This is a genomic window from Streptomyces virginiae, assembly GCF_041432505.1.
In the GTDB taxonomy this organism is placed as follows: Bacteria; Actinomycetota; Actinomycetes; order Streptomycetales; family Streptomycetaceae; genus Streptomyces; species Streptomyces virginiae_A.
Genome location: NZ_CP107871.1, coordinates 2,163,520 through 2,178,220, shown reverse-complemented (window position 1 = coordinate 2,178,220; position 14,701 = coordinate 2,163,520). Strand labels below are relative to the sequence as shown.

The following is a 14,701-nucleotide window of genomic DNA, read 5'->3' as shown; positions in this document are numbered from 1 at the left end:
GAGCACCACGCCCCCGAAAGGAACGCCGCCATGCCGACGGGCAGATCCTCCACGCTCCAGGACCCGGCCGAGATCCGTACGTACAAGGGCCAGGACCGGGCCCTGCGCGCCGACCGCCTCGGTACCGCCGGTCTGCTCCTGTCCGTGCTCGCCGCCAGCGCGCCCCTGATGGTCGTCGCAGGTGTCATGCCCACGACCTTCGGGGTCATGGGCATCGTCGGCCAGCCCCTGCTCTTCGTCATCCTCGGCGCCGTCCTCGCGCTCTTCAGCGTCGGCTACGCCGAGATGAGCCGCCACGTCCACAACGCCGGCGCCTTCTACGCGTACATCGCCCGCGGCCTCGGCCCCACCGCCGGCGCGGGCGCCTCCCTCGTCGCCCTCGTCGCGTACAGCGCCATGCAGGTCGGCGTCTTCGGCATCCTCGGCTTCGAGATATCCGGCCTCTTCGCCACCTACCTGGACATCGAACTCGCCTGGTGGATACCGGCCCTGCTCGCCGTCGCCGTCACGGGCGCACTCGGCTGGCTCAAGATCGACCTCAACGCCAAGGTCCTCGGGGTCCTCCTCCTCGTCGAGTGCGTCCTCGTCGTCGTCTTCGACGTCGCCGCCATCACCGAGCCGGCCGCCGAAGGCCTCTCGCTCCACGCCTTCAACCCCGAGACCCTCGGCGGAGCCGGCTTCGGCACCGCCCTCTGCTTCTGCATCGCCGCCTTCGTCGGCTTCGAGCAGTCCCCGGTCTACGCCGAGGAGACCAGCAAGCCGCACATCGTCGTCTCCCGCGTGATGTTCCTCGCCGTCGGCTTCGTCGCCCTCTTCTTCGCCGTCAGCGCCTGGGCCCTCACCGTCGCCACCGGCCCCTCCGAGGTCGTCAAGACCTCCGCCGAGGCCGGCCCCACCCTGCTCTTCCAGCTCACCGAGAGCCGCCTGGGCACCACCTTCACCGACGTCCTGCACGTCCTCTTCGTGACCGGCATGTTCGCGGCCATGCTCAGCTTCCACAACGTGGTCGCCCGCTACGCCTTCGCCATGGGCCGCGAGGGCCTGCTCCCGGCCACCTTCGGGCGCACCAACGCCGGCACCGGCGCCCCCGCCACCGGCTCCCTGCTGCAGACCGGCGTCGCCGCCCTGGTCGTGATCGCCTTCGCGCTCACCGAGGACAAGGCACCCGCCGACCCCACCCTCGCGGTGCAGCCGCCCGACCCCACCACCCCCGTCCTGCACCTGTTCACCTGGATGGGCAGCGTCGGCGCCCTCGGCGTGACCCTTCTCATGGCCGCCGCCTCCTTCGCCGTCATCGCCTTCTTCGTCCGCCGCGGCACCGCCGGCGCCCAGGTCTGGCGCCTCGTCGCGGCCGGCGCCGCCGGTCTCGCCCTGCTCGCCATCGCCGTCTACACCGTCAAGGACTTCGGCGTCCTGGTCGGCGCCGAGAAGGGCTCCGCGCTCAGCTGGGTGCTGCCCGGCATCATCGGCGCCGCCGTCGTGATCGGCCTGGCCTACGGAGCCGTGCTGCGCCGCACCCGCCCCGAGACGCACGCCCGGATCGGCCTCGGGAACGAGGCCTTCCGCCTCGACCAGGCGGCCGAGGACACCCCGGGCGCCTGACCTCGCTTTCCAGCCCCTACGAAGCCCCCGACACCCGTTTCCATGGTCGTCGGGGGCTTCTGCGTGCAGGGGGTGCTTTTGGAGGGGAGTGGAGCCTCATGGTCTCCTGTTGCGACCAAACCACCCGGATCGCAGCACAGGGGACACCACCCAGCTCCCCTGCGCGGCGGCCCGGGTCTGCCTTGTCCCATCCACGAAGGCGAAGTCCCACATGAGTGACCTGAGTGACCGCACCTTGACCGAGGCACCCGCCCCGGCGCCGACCCGCCATGTCGACGCCGGTGACGAGGGCTACAGCAAGGACCTCAAGTCCCGCCACATCAACATGATCGCGATCGGCGGGGCCATAGGCACCGGCCTCTTCCTCGGCGCGGGAGGCCGCCTCGCCGGCGCCGGCCCCTCCCTCGCGATCGCCTACGCGGTCTGCGGAGTCTTCGCCTTCTTCGTCGTCCGGGCACTCGGCGAGCTCGTCCTCTACCGCCCCTCCTCAGGAGCCTTCGTCTCCTACGCCCGTGAGTTCATGGGGGAGAAGGGCGCCTACACCGCCGGCTGGCTGTACTTCCTGAACTGGTCCACGACCACCGTCGCCGACATCACGGCCGCCGCGACCTACGCCCACTTCTGGTCGCTGTTCACCGACGTCCCCCAGTGGGTCCTCGCCTTCATCGCCCTCGCCATCGTGCTCACCGCCAACCTGATCTCGGTGAAGTACTTCGGCGAGATGGAGTTCTGGTTCTCGCTCGTCAAGGTCGCCGCCCTCGTCGTCTTCCTGATCGTCGGCATCTGGCTCGTCGCCACCAGCCACGACATCGACGGCACCACCCCCGGCCTCGCCAACATCACCGACAACGGCGGCCTCTTCCCCGCCGGCGTCCTCCCGATGCTCCTGGTGATCCAGGGCGTCGTCTTCGCGTACGCCTCCGTCGAGCTCTGCGGCGTCGCCGCCGGCGAGACCGAGAACCCCGAGAAGATCATGCCGAAGGCGATCAACTCGATCATGTGGCGCGTGGGCCTCTTCTACGTCGGCTCCGTCGTCCTCCTCGCCCTCCTCCTGCCCTACACGGCCTACAGCTCCGACCAGAGCCCCTTCGTCACCGTCTTCGACAAGCTCGGCGTCCCCGGCGCCGCGGGCATCATGAACCTCGTCGTCCTGACGGCCGCCCTCTCCAGCCTGAACTCCGGCCTCTACTCCACCGGCCGCATCCTGCGCTCGATGTCCCTGTCCGGCTCCGCCCCGAAGTTCACCGGCGTCATGAACAGGGGCAAGGTCCCCTACGGCGGCGTCCTGTTCACCGCCGCGTTCGGCCTGGCCGGCGTCGGACTGAACGCCTTCATGCCCAAGGACGCCTTCGAGCTCGTCCTGAACTTCGCCTCGCTGGGCATCCTCGGCACCTGGGCGATGGTCATGATCTGCTCGCTGTTCTTCTGGCGCCGCGCCCAGCAGGGCCTCGTGGAGCGCCCCTCCTACCGCCTGCCCTGGGCCCCGTACACGCAGATCGTCACCCTGGTCTTCCTGCTCACCGTGCTGGTGCTGATGTGGTGCGACGGCGGCGTCGGCCGCACCACGGTCCTGTTCGTCCCGGTCATCGGCGCCGCCCTGGTCGGCGGCTGGTACCTGGTCCGCGGTCGCGTGGCCGAACTCGCCACCACCCGCCGCTGATCCCCACGACCGCCCTACGAGGCCCCCCGCGCCGGACGCCGTTGCGCGCGGGGGGGCCTCGCACCGTTTCACACCGGTGGTCCCGTCACCGGCTCCCCACGCTGCGCGCGGCGAGGACCGTGACGTCGTCCTCGGCGTCGGTGACCCCCAGCACGGCCAGCACGGTGTCGATGACCTCGTCCAAGGCCCGGTCCACCGGCAGCGGGATGCCCGTGAGCCGGCGCAGCGAGGCGTCGATGTCCTCGCCCCGACGTTCGACCAGCCCGTCGGTGAACAGCATCAGGACACACCCCGGCCTGAGGGGGAAGGACGCGTCCTCGTACCGGCCGTAGCCGGTGCCCAGCGGCGGGCCCACCGGGACCGGCGCCAGGAACGGACCCTCCCCGCGGCCGATGACCATGGCGGGCAGATGCCCGGCGCTCGCGTGCACGCAGGTCCCCGCGGCGTGGTCGACCAGCACCAGCAGACAGGTCGCGACCCGGTCCAGACCGCCCGCAAAGACCACCTGGTCCGCCTCGCACAGGAGGTCCGCCGGCGGATGCCCGGACGCGGCCAGCGCGCGGATCAGGGAGCGGTAGTGGCTCATGGCCACCGCCGCCTCCACCCCGTGGCCCATCACATCGCCCATCACCAGCAGCGTCCGCCCGCCGGGCAGCGCCAGGCAGTCGAACCAGTCACCGCCCACCAGCACACCCGTCCCGGACGGCAGGTAACGGGAGGCCACTTCGAGATCACCGTGCGGGAAGGTGGGCTCCGACAGCAACGCCTGCTGCAGTTCGAGGGCCATCCCCTGCTCCCGGGCGAACCGTTCCGCCTTGGCCAGACTGGTGGCCGCCCGCTCGGCCAGCGTCCGGGCCACGACGACGTCCTCCCGCCCGAAGGCCGGCGAATCCCCGGCCCGCACCAGGGTCAGCGTGCCGATCGGACGGTCCTGGGCGATCAGGGGGACCACGACACCCGAGTGGATCCCCGCCTCCCGGTACGCGGAGACCCGGTCCGCGCTCGGCGCCGCCCGGCTGAAGGCCTCGTCGGAGGAGAAGTTCCCCAGCCACGGCTCGCCGCTCTCCAGACACTGCCGGACCGCCGATCCGGGCTGGTAGTCCACGTACTCCCCGGCCGCGCCGAGCGCCCGCACCCGCGCCGAGAGCTTCCGTACCGAGGTCACCGCGACCCGCCGCAGCCGCAGCGACCCGCCCTCGGGCAGCCTCTCGTCCGGCCCGTCCCGCGGGATGAGCTCCACGCTCGCGGCATCGGCCAGCTCGGGCACCAGGAACCCGGTCAGCTCACGACACGTGGTGTCCACATCGAGGGTGGTGCCGACCCGCACCGCGGCCGTGTCCAGCAGGAGCAGGCGCCGGTTGGTGCGCGACAGCTCCCGCTGCCGCTCCCTGGGAGCGCTGACCTCCAGGCCGATCCCCACCAGCCCCAGCACCCGCCCGTCCTCCTCCAGCCGGTGGTAGGTCCCCCGCCACACCCGTGACTCGTACGGGGAATCGGCCAGGGTGCGGCCCTCCAGGATCAACTCCCGGGGGCGCCCGTCCCGCAGCACCGCGTGGAGCACCTCATCGGGACGCTCGACGTCCGGCAGCGCCTCGTTCAGCGTCCGCCCCAGCAGCGCCTCGGCGGGCAGGCCGTTCATCACGGCCATGTGCGGGCTGACGTACAGATAGCGCAGGTCCGTGTCGAGCAGGGCGATCCCCGCCCGGGCCCCGTCGACGATCTGCCGCAGCAGCCGGTACTCGCGCACCAGCCGGTCCACATCGGACGGATCGCCCGCCAGGGCGGCGGCCACCACCTCGTCCGCGTCCTCGCCGAACAGCGGACGCGGGCCGGCACCCTCAGCCCACATCACGGGACCTCCCTCGGCCGGTCTGCCCCTCCGATGTGGTCCCAACATAACAACAGGGCAGGTCAGGGCGATATCGCGCCGCTCTGACCTGCCCTGTTGCCCTGATCAGGACCGGTGGGCCGACGGCCTGCGGCTCAGGGCCAGCAGGCTCAGGGCAAACATCAGGACACCCAGGGGGACATGGACCGAAGGGACGCGCGCGATGCCCAGGACCACCTGCACCGAGGCGAGCACCAGGAAGCCCGACGAGTACAGGATCGGCCGCGGCGACCCGCCGCCCGGCCGCCACGCCAGGACCGCGGCGATCACGTACAGCATCGTCGCCCCGTACATCACGCGCGCCCCGATGCCGTGCAGCAGCTCGCCGTGGGTCGAGGACAGCAGCATCCCGGCGGTGACCGCCTGGAAGAAGATGCCCAAGGTCTGCAGTGCGACGGCGACCTGCAGGAACGTGAAGGTACGCGGCTTCTCCGTCGTCAGTGTGGCCATGGTGGCGGTCCCCTCTTCTGCCTCACGGCGTTGATCGATAAGGTCTCGGTAGTCCGACGACGTGGGCCCGCGAAATGTGAGGCGAGGCGCCGGGGGACGGACCAGGGGGAGTGGTCGTGAGCATCAGTGCGTCGTCCACGCGGGGCGGTGACCGGTCCGATCCGGACCTGGACGTGATCGTCGGGGAGCGCGGACACCTGACCAACCTCGCCTACCGGCTGCTCGGTTCGCTGGCCGAGGCCGAGGACGCGGTCCAGGAGACCTACGCGCGCTGGTACGCGATGCCGAAGGCCAAGCAGGAGGCCGTCGAGTCTCCCGGCGCCTGGCTGACAACGGTCGCCGGCCGCATCTGCCTGGACCTGCTCGGCTCGGCGCGGGCCCGTCGCGAGCGCTACGTCGGCGAATGGGTCCCCGAGCCGCTGCCCGACCGAGCGGAGTGGATCAGCGGCCCGGCGGGCGGCGGGTCCGGGCCGGTCGACCCGGCCGACCGGGTCACCCTGGACGAGTCGGTCAACATGGCCTTCCTCGTCGTACTGGAGTCGATGACACCGGCCGAACGCGTCGCCTTCGTCCTCCACGACGTCTTCCGCTACCCCTTCGCCGAGATAGCCCAGATCGTCGGCCGCACGCCCGCCGCCTGCCGCCAGCTGGCCACATCGGCCCGCCGACGCGTGAGCGCCGCACGGGTCCCGACGGCCCCGACGGCCGGACAGGCCCCGCTCGTCCGTGACTTCAAGCAGGCATGGGAGGCCAGGGACATCAAGGCCCTCGTCGGTCTGCTGGCCCCCGACGCCGCGATGATCGCCGACGGCGGCGGACTGGTCGGCGCCGCCCTGCGCCCGATCGAAGGCAGCGCGCGCATCGCCGAATACCTGATCCAGATCGCCGACCGGGCACCCGGACTGCGGCTCCTGGAACGCTCGGTCAACGGCCGGCCCGGCCTGGTTGCCCAGCACACCGGGGTCACCGTCACCGTGGCGGCGTTCGAGCTGAGCGGCGATCGCGTCACCCGCATCTGGGCGGTCCGCAATCCGGAGAAGCTCCGCCCCTGGCTGGAGGACGGCCAGGGCTGACCGGCCACCCCGCGCGTCCCCGGTGCCGGGCCGGAACCACCGGCCCCACCGGGGACCCCGAGCACATCACCTCCGGCCCCGGTCCCCTTCCGCTCAGGCAGCGGCCCTGGGCGAGCGGCGCGCTCGAACCTTGGCACCCCGTCGTGCGGCTTGCCCGGCGGGTACGCGGCGTGACTGTTGCCCATCGGCGTGTACCAGGATGCGGGTGGCGTGCGGCGCCTGGAAGGCAACCCGATCGATGGCCGCTCCAACCGCTTCCCCAGCGGCGCCGCGGCCCTGACCGATACGCTCGCGGCCGCGCTGCCCTCGGGCACCCTCCAGCTCGGCACTCCGGTCACCGCGATCCGCGCCATTCCTACGGTCGGCCAGAGCGTAGCCCTCGGGCCCGCCGCCGAACACGAGCAGAGTGTCCCGGTCTGGCATCCCACGCTGGACGGACGTGCACAGTGCCGCTTCATGCGCCCTGACAGCGAGGGCGTCTGGGCCTGCCGCCGCACGGACCTCGGCCACTGCCTTCGGCTCAGCAGCAGACCGAGCTGTTCGCCGCCGTCGCCGAGTGCGCCTGGAATCTCCGCGACGAGTTCGGGCTGGACGGACAGGTACCGCGACGGCACGGAAGGCGGCTCCACCGCGTTGATCGGTGGAGCCGCCTTACTGCTGCCGGATGCGCCGCGTCCCTGGCGCCGGCGTTTCCCGGTCCGCCCGTTGATCCCGACGATCCGGCACGCTTCCGTGTTGCTCACGCCCTGCTGCATGGGCCGGAACTATGCCGCCCGCTCGGCGGTGAGCTTCTTCCGTCCCTGCGGCTGCCGGTCCTCACGGATCTCGAAGTCCATGCCACCCCTTGAGCTGGGGTGTGTTGCAACGACTCCCAGAACCTAAGGAAGTCTCCGGGGCCTTCCGCTGTCGCCCTGCGCCGGAAGGGCCGCACGGCGGTCGTGCGTGGGAGCTCAGTGCGGCCCGAGCACACCTACTTCAGAGATGTGAATTCGTGCCTCTCCTCGCTCGTCTCCCGCCACAGAACGGTGGCCCCGTCGATCGTGCCGGTCCAGAGCGATCCGAAGCATCCGGGGCCGAACTTCAGCTGGATCGTCGTCGCCCCCTGCCCCCCGTCGAATGACCTCCAGCTACCGGCCCCCGGGTCCGGGACCCCCGCGCCGCAGTCGACCTTGCCGAAGTCGACACCCTTGGATTCGAAGGAACCGTCCTCCTTCAGGGTGACTTCGGCCCCGTTGCCGCTCCACGTGCGGGCGAGTGAACCCTGGTCCACCAGAACTCCCTTCGGGTACCCCATCCCACCGGCCTCAAGGGTCGCGCACGAGGCGACGGCAGGCACGGAGAGGGCCAGGAACAGTGCGGCCAGTCGGATCCGTTTGGTCATGGTCATTATTTCGCCGACGCTCCGTAGTTGTAGTTCCGTGGGACGACGACCCTAAAGACGATCTTCTGCGCCTGTCCCTGCCCGAAGCCCAACACTCCTCCACGGTCGAGATTCCTCTCCACCCAATGCTGGGACGGAGTCTCGTACCCCGTCGCGTAGTGCGAGAAGGACGAGATGGTCATGGGGTTGGTGATGGTGATGCGCGCCTGGACACCGTTCAAGCCTTCACGGAGTATCTCGTACTTGGTGGTGTAGGAACCGAGGACGGCCGTGGCCAGTTTGGCGTCGTCGTGCGTGGAGATCGCGGCGAGATCGTCCCGGAGCTGACTCGTCTGACCCGAGCCGTCCTTGTCTCCGATGTAGTTCTTCTGCAATTCACCGGACCGCTGCCCCGCTCCGTAGAACAGGTTCCCGATCTGGTACCGGTGCGCCGCGGTGAGGTCGGACTTCAGCACGTCCTGGACCACCGGGCTGTTTTCCCCGTAGGTCATTTCGGGCGACAGCATTCCCAGGGCCCAGCGAGCCGCCACGCCCAGGATCGGTCCCTGGTCCTCACCTCCGAGCACGGCGTCCTCGGGATTGCACGCCAGGATCGGGTCGAACTGGCAGGAACGCTCCTTCGAGTACTCGGGGGCGGCAATGGTGGGTGGGATGTAGGGGAGTGGCGTGATGACGCTGACGAAGGGTCCGGGCTTGCCGGAACCGCCGTTGCCCCCCTTGCCGCCACCGCCGCCACCGCCACCGCCGCCACCGCCACCGCCGCCACCGCCGCCACCGCCGCCGCCGCCGTCGTCGACGTCCTCGATGTAATCGCCGTTGGTCAAGCCGCCGCCACCGCAGTAGCCGTAGCTGCCGCAGCTCTCGAGGCCCGTCGGGTCGCTGAAGGTGAGCGGGCTGTTGTTCGCGTAGCTGTAGCCGTTGAGGGACTGGTGCTGGTCGAGGCTCAGTACGGGGTCGACGCTGATGAACTGGCCGAGGGCCGCGTCGTACTCGCGTGCGCCGATGTGGGTCAGGTTCGTGCCGGTGTCCTCCGGCTTGTCGAGGAACCGCTTGTCGTCCGGCCAGTTGGCGGCCGCCGGTCCGCGTGCGGAGCCGAAGGGGGTGGTGTAGCGCTTGGACACCGCCTGGGTGTCGTCGGCGGAGACGGCCAGGGACGAGGTGCCGTGGGCGTCGGCCGCGACGAAGGACAGCTTGGCGGTGCCGGATTCGTTGGTCAGTACCCCGACCTTGACGGCCGCGAGGCTGTAGGAGCGGACGGCCCACTTCTTGGCACCCTTGAGGTGCACCTCGTTGGATCCCGCGTAGAGGACGGTCTCGCCCGCCGGGTCGCGGCGGATGAGGAGTTCGCCGTCGGCGTCGTAGACGTAGTCGGTGGCGGTGGCGCCCTCCGTGGTCTTGGTGAGCTTGCCCTCCGGACCCCAGTTCAGGGTCTGGGAGGTGGCGCTGCCGGGGGTTTCGGCGCGCTTGGTGGTGTTGCCGGTCGCGTCGTAGGTGTACTGCGGGGTGACGCCGGCGCAGGTGCCGCCGGTGGTGGTGGCCGCCACGGCGTGCGGTCGGGCCGGGTCGTAGCAGTAGGTGCGGGTCTGCGCGGTGCCGGTGTTGGTCTTCTCCGTGGCCCGCTGCCCGGACGCGGTGTAGGTGTAGCTGTTCCAGTACGGGGCCGCGCCGTCGAGGTTGGCGGCGGTTCGACCGGTGCTGGCGCAGTCCGCGGTCTTCGGGGTCCAGGCCTCGGTCAGACGACGCTGGGCGTCGTAGGTGAAGCACTGGTTGTCGGCCTTGGCGAAGCCGCTGAGCGGGGCCGAGTCGAAGATCGACAGGACGTTGCCGGCCTGGTCGTATTTGTAGGTCAGTTCCTGCAGCATGCCGTTGTGGGTCTGGTCGTTGACCGTGGACTTCAGCAGACGGCGGGTGCCCTCCTCGTAGGTGTTGCCGATGAACGTCTTGCGGACACCGGCGGCCGCGGAACGGGCCAGGGTCAGCTGCTCGAGCTCACCGATCGGGGAGTACGCCACGTCCTGGACGTAGTCCGTGGTACCGGAAAGCCCCTTCGGCAAGCCGAAGTTGTTGTAGTTGACCTGGAGGGTCTCTGCGGGCAGACCGGCGGCCGCCGGTGCTGCCACTGTGTTCGACGTCCCGTCGAGCCGGTAGGTCAACGTCGTGTCGGTGGTGGCCGCGATGGCGCCCGAGGTGACGAGCGGGTCGTCGGAGGGCAGGGTCAACCGGGTCGTCGTGGGACGGCCCAGGGTGTCGTAGGCGGTGACGGAGTTGGTGTACGCCTTGCCCGTGAGGCCGCCCTCGTAACGGGTGGAGGCAGTGGGAGCCCCCTTGCGGACGCTGTCGTAGGTCCATGCCGCGAGCTGGTTGGCGTCGGACTTCGGCGACTTCCACAGACCGGACTTGCGACCGAGCTCGTCGTAGGCGTACTGCAGGACCGTGTTGCGGGAGTCCTTCGTGGTGGCGATCTGGTCGAGCGCGGTGTAGGTGGTGGTACCGGTGCCCTTGTCGGGGTCCGTCGCGCTGGTGGTCCTGCCGAAGAGGTCGTAGGCGTACGTCCACTTGGCGTTGTCCGGACCGGTGGTCGTGGCCTGCTTGCCGTCGACCGTGTACGTCTGCTTCACGCTGGTGTACGGGGTACCGGGTGCGGTTCCGCCGTAGGCGGGGTCGTTCGGCGTGATCCCCGAGTAGGTCCGGGTCTCGACGGTCCGTCCCAGTGCATCGGTGATCGTGCGGGTCGCGGTGCCGCCCTGGACGGCCGTGGTGGCGGTCGAGTCACCGGTGTAGCTGGTGGTGGTGGACTGCTTCTGCACTCCGTGGACGAGGAGCGAGGAAGTGATCGGTCGGCCGAGGCCGTCGAAGACGGTCGCCGTCTGTGACGGCGTGCTGCCGTACTCGGCGCGGGCGTAGACGCCCTCCGGCCCCTTGTCCTTGTCCCAGATGTCGGCGTACGACTCGTAGGCCAGGCCGCGGGAGTCGTAGCGGGTGTCGGTCAGGATGCGGCCGCCGTTCGGCGACGGGGTCTGCGTCTGCAGCGGGCGGAGCAGTGCGTCGGCGATCGTGTAGGCCGTCTTGTAGGTCGTCCCGTCGGCCGTCAGCGTGCTGACCGAGGTCCACGGCTGCTTGCCGCGTTCCAGGAGGTAGTCGTACTTGGCGTTCGGGGACTGCGACTGGCCGCGGTTGGGCAGCCAGGTGGCGGTCACGCGGCCGAGGCCGTCGTAGGTGTGGAAGGTCGAGGCCATGTTGGCGTCGATGGATCGCACGGTCGAGCCGCGCACGTCCACATAACTGTACTTCTTGTGCTGCTGCCCGTTCGAGGCGAGCTTCGGCTCGGTGACCACTGTGACTTCCAGCGGGCCCGCGGCTGCGGGTGTGTAGCTGGTCGTCGTCGTGTTCCCGGCTGTGTCGCTGACGGTCAGCGGACGCCCGAGCTTGGCGGCGGCCGTGTCGTAGGTGGTCTTGGTGACGGTCTGCCAACCGGCTGCGCCGGCCGGGTTGCGGTCCGCGGCACCGGCCGCCGCCGGGTAGGCCTGGGCCCGCCCGGTCCACGTCGCCAGTCCCAGGGTCGGGGTCTGGTTCGCCGTCCAACCGGTTGCGGCGTTGTCGTCGTACACGGTGGCTTGGTCCGACAGCACGTCGCCGCGGGTCGCCGAGTTGGCGGGCAGGGTCAGCTTGTCGTCGGTGAGAGAGCACTCCGCGCCGACCGTGCGGACGCGGGAAGGCAGGCCGGAGATGCCCTTGGCGTCGTTGCGGGCGTACCAGGTACGGGTGCAGGTCTCGTCGCCGGTCTTCGCGGTGTCACCGGCCGACGAGATCGACGTCGGCAGGCCGTAGGCGTCGTAGGCGGTATCGGTACGGGTGGTCCGCCAGGTGTTGGAGCCCGTCAGGAACGTGTGCTTGTACGCGCTCTGCGGGCGGACGAAGAAGGCCTTGGTGTTGGCGTACGACTTCTGCTGGCTCGCGGTCTCCTTGCTCCACGGGTCCGTGACGGACACTGAGAGCGGGGTGTTCCCGTCGTAGGTGATCTGCTGGCGCTGGAAGCCGGCGTACTGGTCGTCGTCGTTGATGTCGGGGATGGTCAGGCCCGGCACGGGTACGGCCGCGACAGTGGTGGTGCGGGTGGCGGTCGTGCCCTTGCGGGCGTCGCCGCGCATGCCCTGCATGAAGACCTTCACGGTCTTCGAGCGGGTCTTGCCGACGGCTCCGGTGTAGGCGGTGACCTTGCCGTAGCCGCGCCAGTCGGACCAGGTGCGCTCGTCCTCGGGGGTCAGCGGGTCGTCGTTGTGGTGCCAGCCCGGGTTCGCGTACTCGTAGGCGTTCTCGACGAGGTCGTTCTGCCCGGCCGGGTCGGCGATGGTGACCGCCGTGACGTTGTACTTGTGGAACCAGTCGAGCTTGGGGTCACCGCCGTTGATCGGCCAGTACACCGGGTAGCAGGACAGCGAGTTGTCATCCTCCGCCACCGGCATCTTGGAGCCGCGCACGCACTGCGGGTCGGAGAGAGTGACCGTGGTGATGGCGCCCGTCTCGGACGTGATCGTATTGATGCGGGGGCGGTTGAGCGGGACGATGTTGTCCCCGTCGATGTCCACCCGGTTCGGCTTCATGTGGTAGGTGAAGTCGACCGGCGGGACGTCGACCGTACCGCCGTTCTTGCCCGTGCGCTTGATGGACTTCAGGACCAGGGACTGGTCGCTGGTGTCACCGAGGTCGCCCGGGTCCAGGTACTCCTGTGTCAGGTCGAAGGTGTCCACCGGGGCGTAGTTGTCCGGCTCCAGGGCCGTGGACCACGCGAAGGTGTTGATCGCCGTCATTCGCTTGCGGGTGAAGAAGGCGGGTCCGGACGCCCGGCAGTCGGTTTCGCTCGCCGAGCAGATCGAGTCGAAGGGGACGTCGGGCCAGTTGTCCGAGGTGTCCTTCGTCAGGTTGGTGCAGCTCGCTGCGAAGCACCGCTCCTTGTAGTCGAAGGTGACCTTGTGGGAGGGCCTGCCGGTGAAGAGTGAGTCCGCGCGCTGGCCGTATCGGATCTCGGAGAGAGTGCCGCCGCGCGTGTAGGGCAGCAGTTTGGTCTTGTCGCCGTTCTTCGCGTAGTCGTTCGTCTCCGCGGCGTACCAGTAGGTGGCGGCGTTGCCGTGAACGTCCTGCACCATGTCCACGTTCCAGCGCCAGGCCTGGGTCTCGTGGCGGCCGGCGAAGGTCGAGCCCTTGCCGTAGCCGGGCTCGCCGGAATCGTCGCCGAAGACCGGGACGCTCCAGGTGGAGTTGGTGCGCTCGGAGCCCGCACCTGGGAGCTTGTTCAGGCCGAAGGTGTAGGTCGTACCGTCACCGGTGACCACCTTCCAGTACTCGCCGTCGTTGTCGCCGTTGTCCGCGCCCGTCCCCCAGGTCACCTGGGAGGCGTCGTCGTCCTTCAGACGCCACTTGCCCGTCGCGTCGTCCTTGACCAGCTCGCTGGACTTGCCGTTCAGGACGAGCGAGGCATTCTCGTACTTCCAGCACAGGTCGAACTTGTCATCCTGTCCGTCGTCGTCGCACGAGGCGTACTTGCGCTCGATGTACGAGGAGGTCAGGTCGAAGCCCTCGCCGACCTGCGAGCCCTGGTTGTTGGAGTTCGCGGTCCGGCCGTCGACGTTCCCCGAACTGTACGAGAGCGACAGCGAAGGCGTGGGACCCGCCACGGCGGCCGGAACCGTCAACGGATAGGACCAGGCGAACGCCCCGGACGCGGCTCCCGACTCCCAGCTGGAGGAGGCCGAGAGCGGGGTTGCCGCGAAGTCGCCCCCGCCCTGGGGCGAGGCCGTTTCCGTCGCCATCACGGCGAAGACCGCCGGAGCCTCGGCCGCCGGGGCCTTGGTCTTGCCGGTGGTCTTGGCGGTGGTCGTGGTTCCGGCGGGGAGCGAGGTGACGTCGGCCGTCACCGTGCGGTTCTTGATGTCGTTGGCCGAGGGCAGCGGGGTGGTCTTTCGGCACTCCGCCTTCTCGGGCGTCGTCAGCGCACAGGCGGGCAGGCTGACCAGCCCCAAGCGGGTGGACCAGCTGCCACCGACCGCCGAGGCGAAGGAGCCGTAATCGACGGTCAGCTGCGCCGGCCCGTTGGTGGGACCGGTGGCCGAGAAGAGCACGCCGGTGATCCCGGCCTTCTCGGCCGCCTTCTGGTCGAGGACCTTGACGGTCGACTTCCCGACCGCTCCCTCCGGAGCCGCGGCGGGCGCCGCCGGCCCCTTGGGTACGGACGGATTGAGCAGCGGGCTCTTGACCCGAGCCGTGGACCGTACGTCGACCAGCGGGCGCGAGCCCGACCGTAGGGCCGAACCCTCCAGCGTGGCCGCCTTCGGCCAGTCGGCCTTGGCCTCGGCGCGGGCCCGGTTCGCCTGGACCTTGTTCTCGGCCTGGTTCCTGGCCACCAACTCCCGGGCTTCCTTGGCGCCCTGGGCGTTGACGGCCCGGACCTTGGCGTCCTTGTGCTTGGCGATCTTCGGGGCGCCGGGGAGGTCGGCGGCCTGCGCTGTCGGGGTGATGGCCCCCGGCACCGTGAGGGCCAGGGCCAGTGCGGCCGCCAGCGGCAGCCGGCGGCGGATTGTTCCGCCTGGTGGTCGGATGGACACGAATGCTCCATGGGGATGTGGGTTTTGGGTACGGGTGAGGCCGTGGCC

7 protein-coding genes and 1 pseudogene are annotated in these 14,701 nt (G+C 70.0%); 3 read left to right on the top strand and 5 right to left on the bottom strand.

Annotated elements, in window-relative coordinates:
• Nucleotides 1-30 precede the first annotated feature (30 nt).
• Both OG624_RS10225 and OG624_RS10220 read left to right on the top strand, forming a co-directional pair.
• Nucleotides 31-1,602, top strand: coding sequence for an APC family permease (locus OG624_RS10225; protein WP_033223900.1), 1,572 nt, complete (start codon nt 31-33; stop codon nt 1,600-1,602).
• 220 nt (nt 1,603-1,822) lie between these two features.
• On the top strand, nt 1,823-3,262 hold the full coding sequence (locus OG624_RS10220; RefSeq protein WP_033223934.1) for an amino acid permease: 1,440 nt from the start codon (nt 1,823-1,825) through the stop codon (nt 3,260-3,262).
• Between the two features lie 85 nt (nt 3,263-3,347).
• On the opposite strand, the gene OG624_RS10215 is transcribed toward OG624_RS10220, so the two are convergent.
• Together OG624_RS10215 and OG624_RS10210 are read right to left on the bottom strand one after the other, a co-directional pair.
• Nucleotides 3,348-5,111 (bottom strand): SpoIIE family protein phosphatase, encoded by a 1,764-nt coding sequence (locus tag OG624_RS10215; RefSeq protein WP_371587515.1) that lies wholly within the window; start codon nt 5,109-5,111, stop codon nt 3,348-3,350.
• A gap of 105 nt (nt 5,112-5,216) precedes the next feature.
• Entirely contained in the window at nt 5,217-5,600 is a 384-nt protein-coding gene (locus tag OG624_RS10210) for a hypothetical protein (protein ID WP_033223901.1), read from the bottom strand.
• A gap of 122 nt (nt 5,601-5,722) precedes the next feature.
• Between OG624_RS10210 and sigJ the strand changes: the two genes are divergently transcribed.
• Nucleotides 5,723-6,673: an RNA polymerase sigma factor SigJ gene (gene sigJ / locus OG624_RS10205; RefSeq protein ID WP_371640843.1), complete on the top strand. Its 951-nt coding sequence runs from the start codon at nt 5,723-5,725 to the stop codon at nt 6,671-6,673.
• A gap of 596 nt (nt 6,674-7,269) precedes the next feature.
• Here sigJ and OG624_RS43520 read toward each other — a convergent pair.
• From OG624_RS43520 to OG624_RS10190, 3 genes and pseudogenes are all read right to left on the bottom strand, one after another.
• A pseudogene (locus OG624_RS43520) lies at nt 7,270-7,509 on the bottom strand (IS30 family transposase); the annotation flags it as partial.
• Nucleotides 7,510-7,643: 134 nt separating this feature from the next.
• A complete protein-coding gene (locus OG624_RS10195; protein WP_158711906.1) occupies nt 7,644-8,054 on the bottom strand; it encodes a hypothetical protein in 411 nt (136 codons plus the stop codon).
• A 5-nt stretch (nt 8,055-8,059) separates the two neighbouring features.
• Nucleotides 8,060-14,653, bottom strand: a complete 6,594-nt coding sequence (locus tag OG624_RS10190) for an RHS repeat domain-containing protein (RefSeq protein ID WP_371639335.1) — start codon at nt 14,651-14,653, stop codon at nt 8,060-8,062.
• Nucleotides 14,654-14,701: the final 48 nt, after the last annotated feature.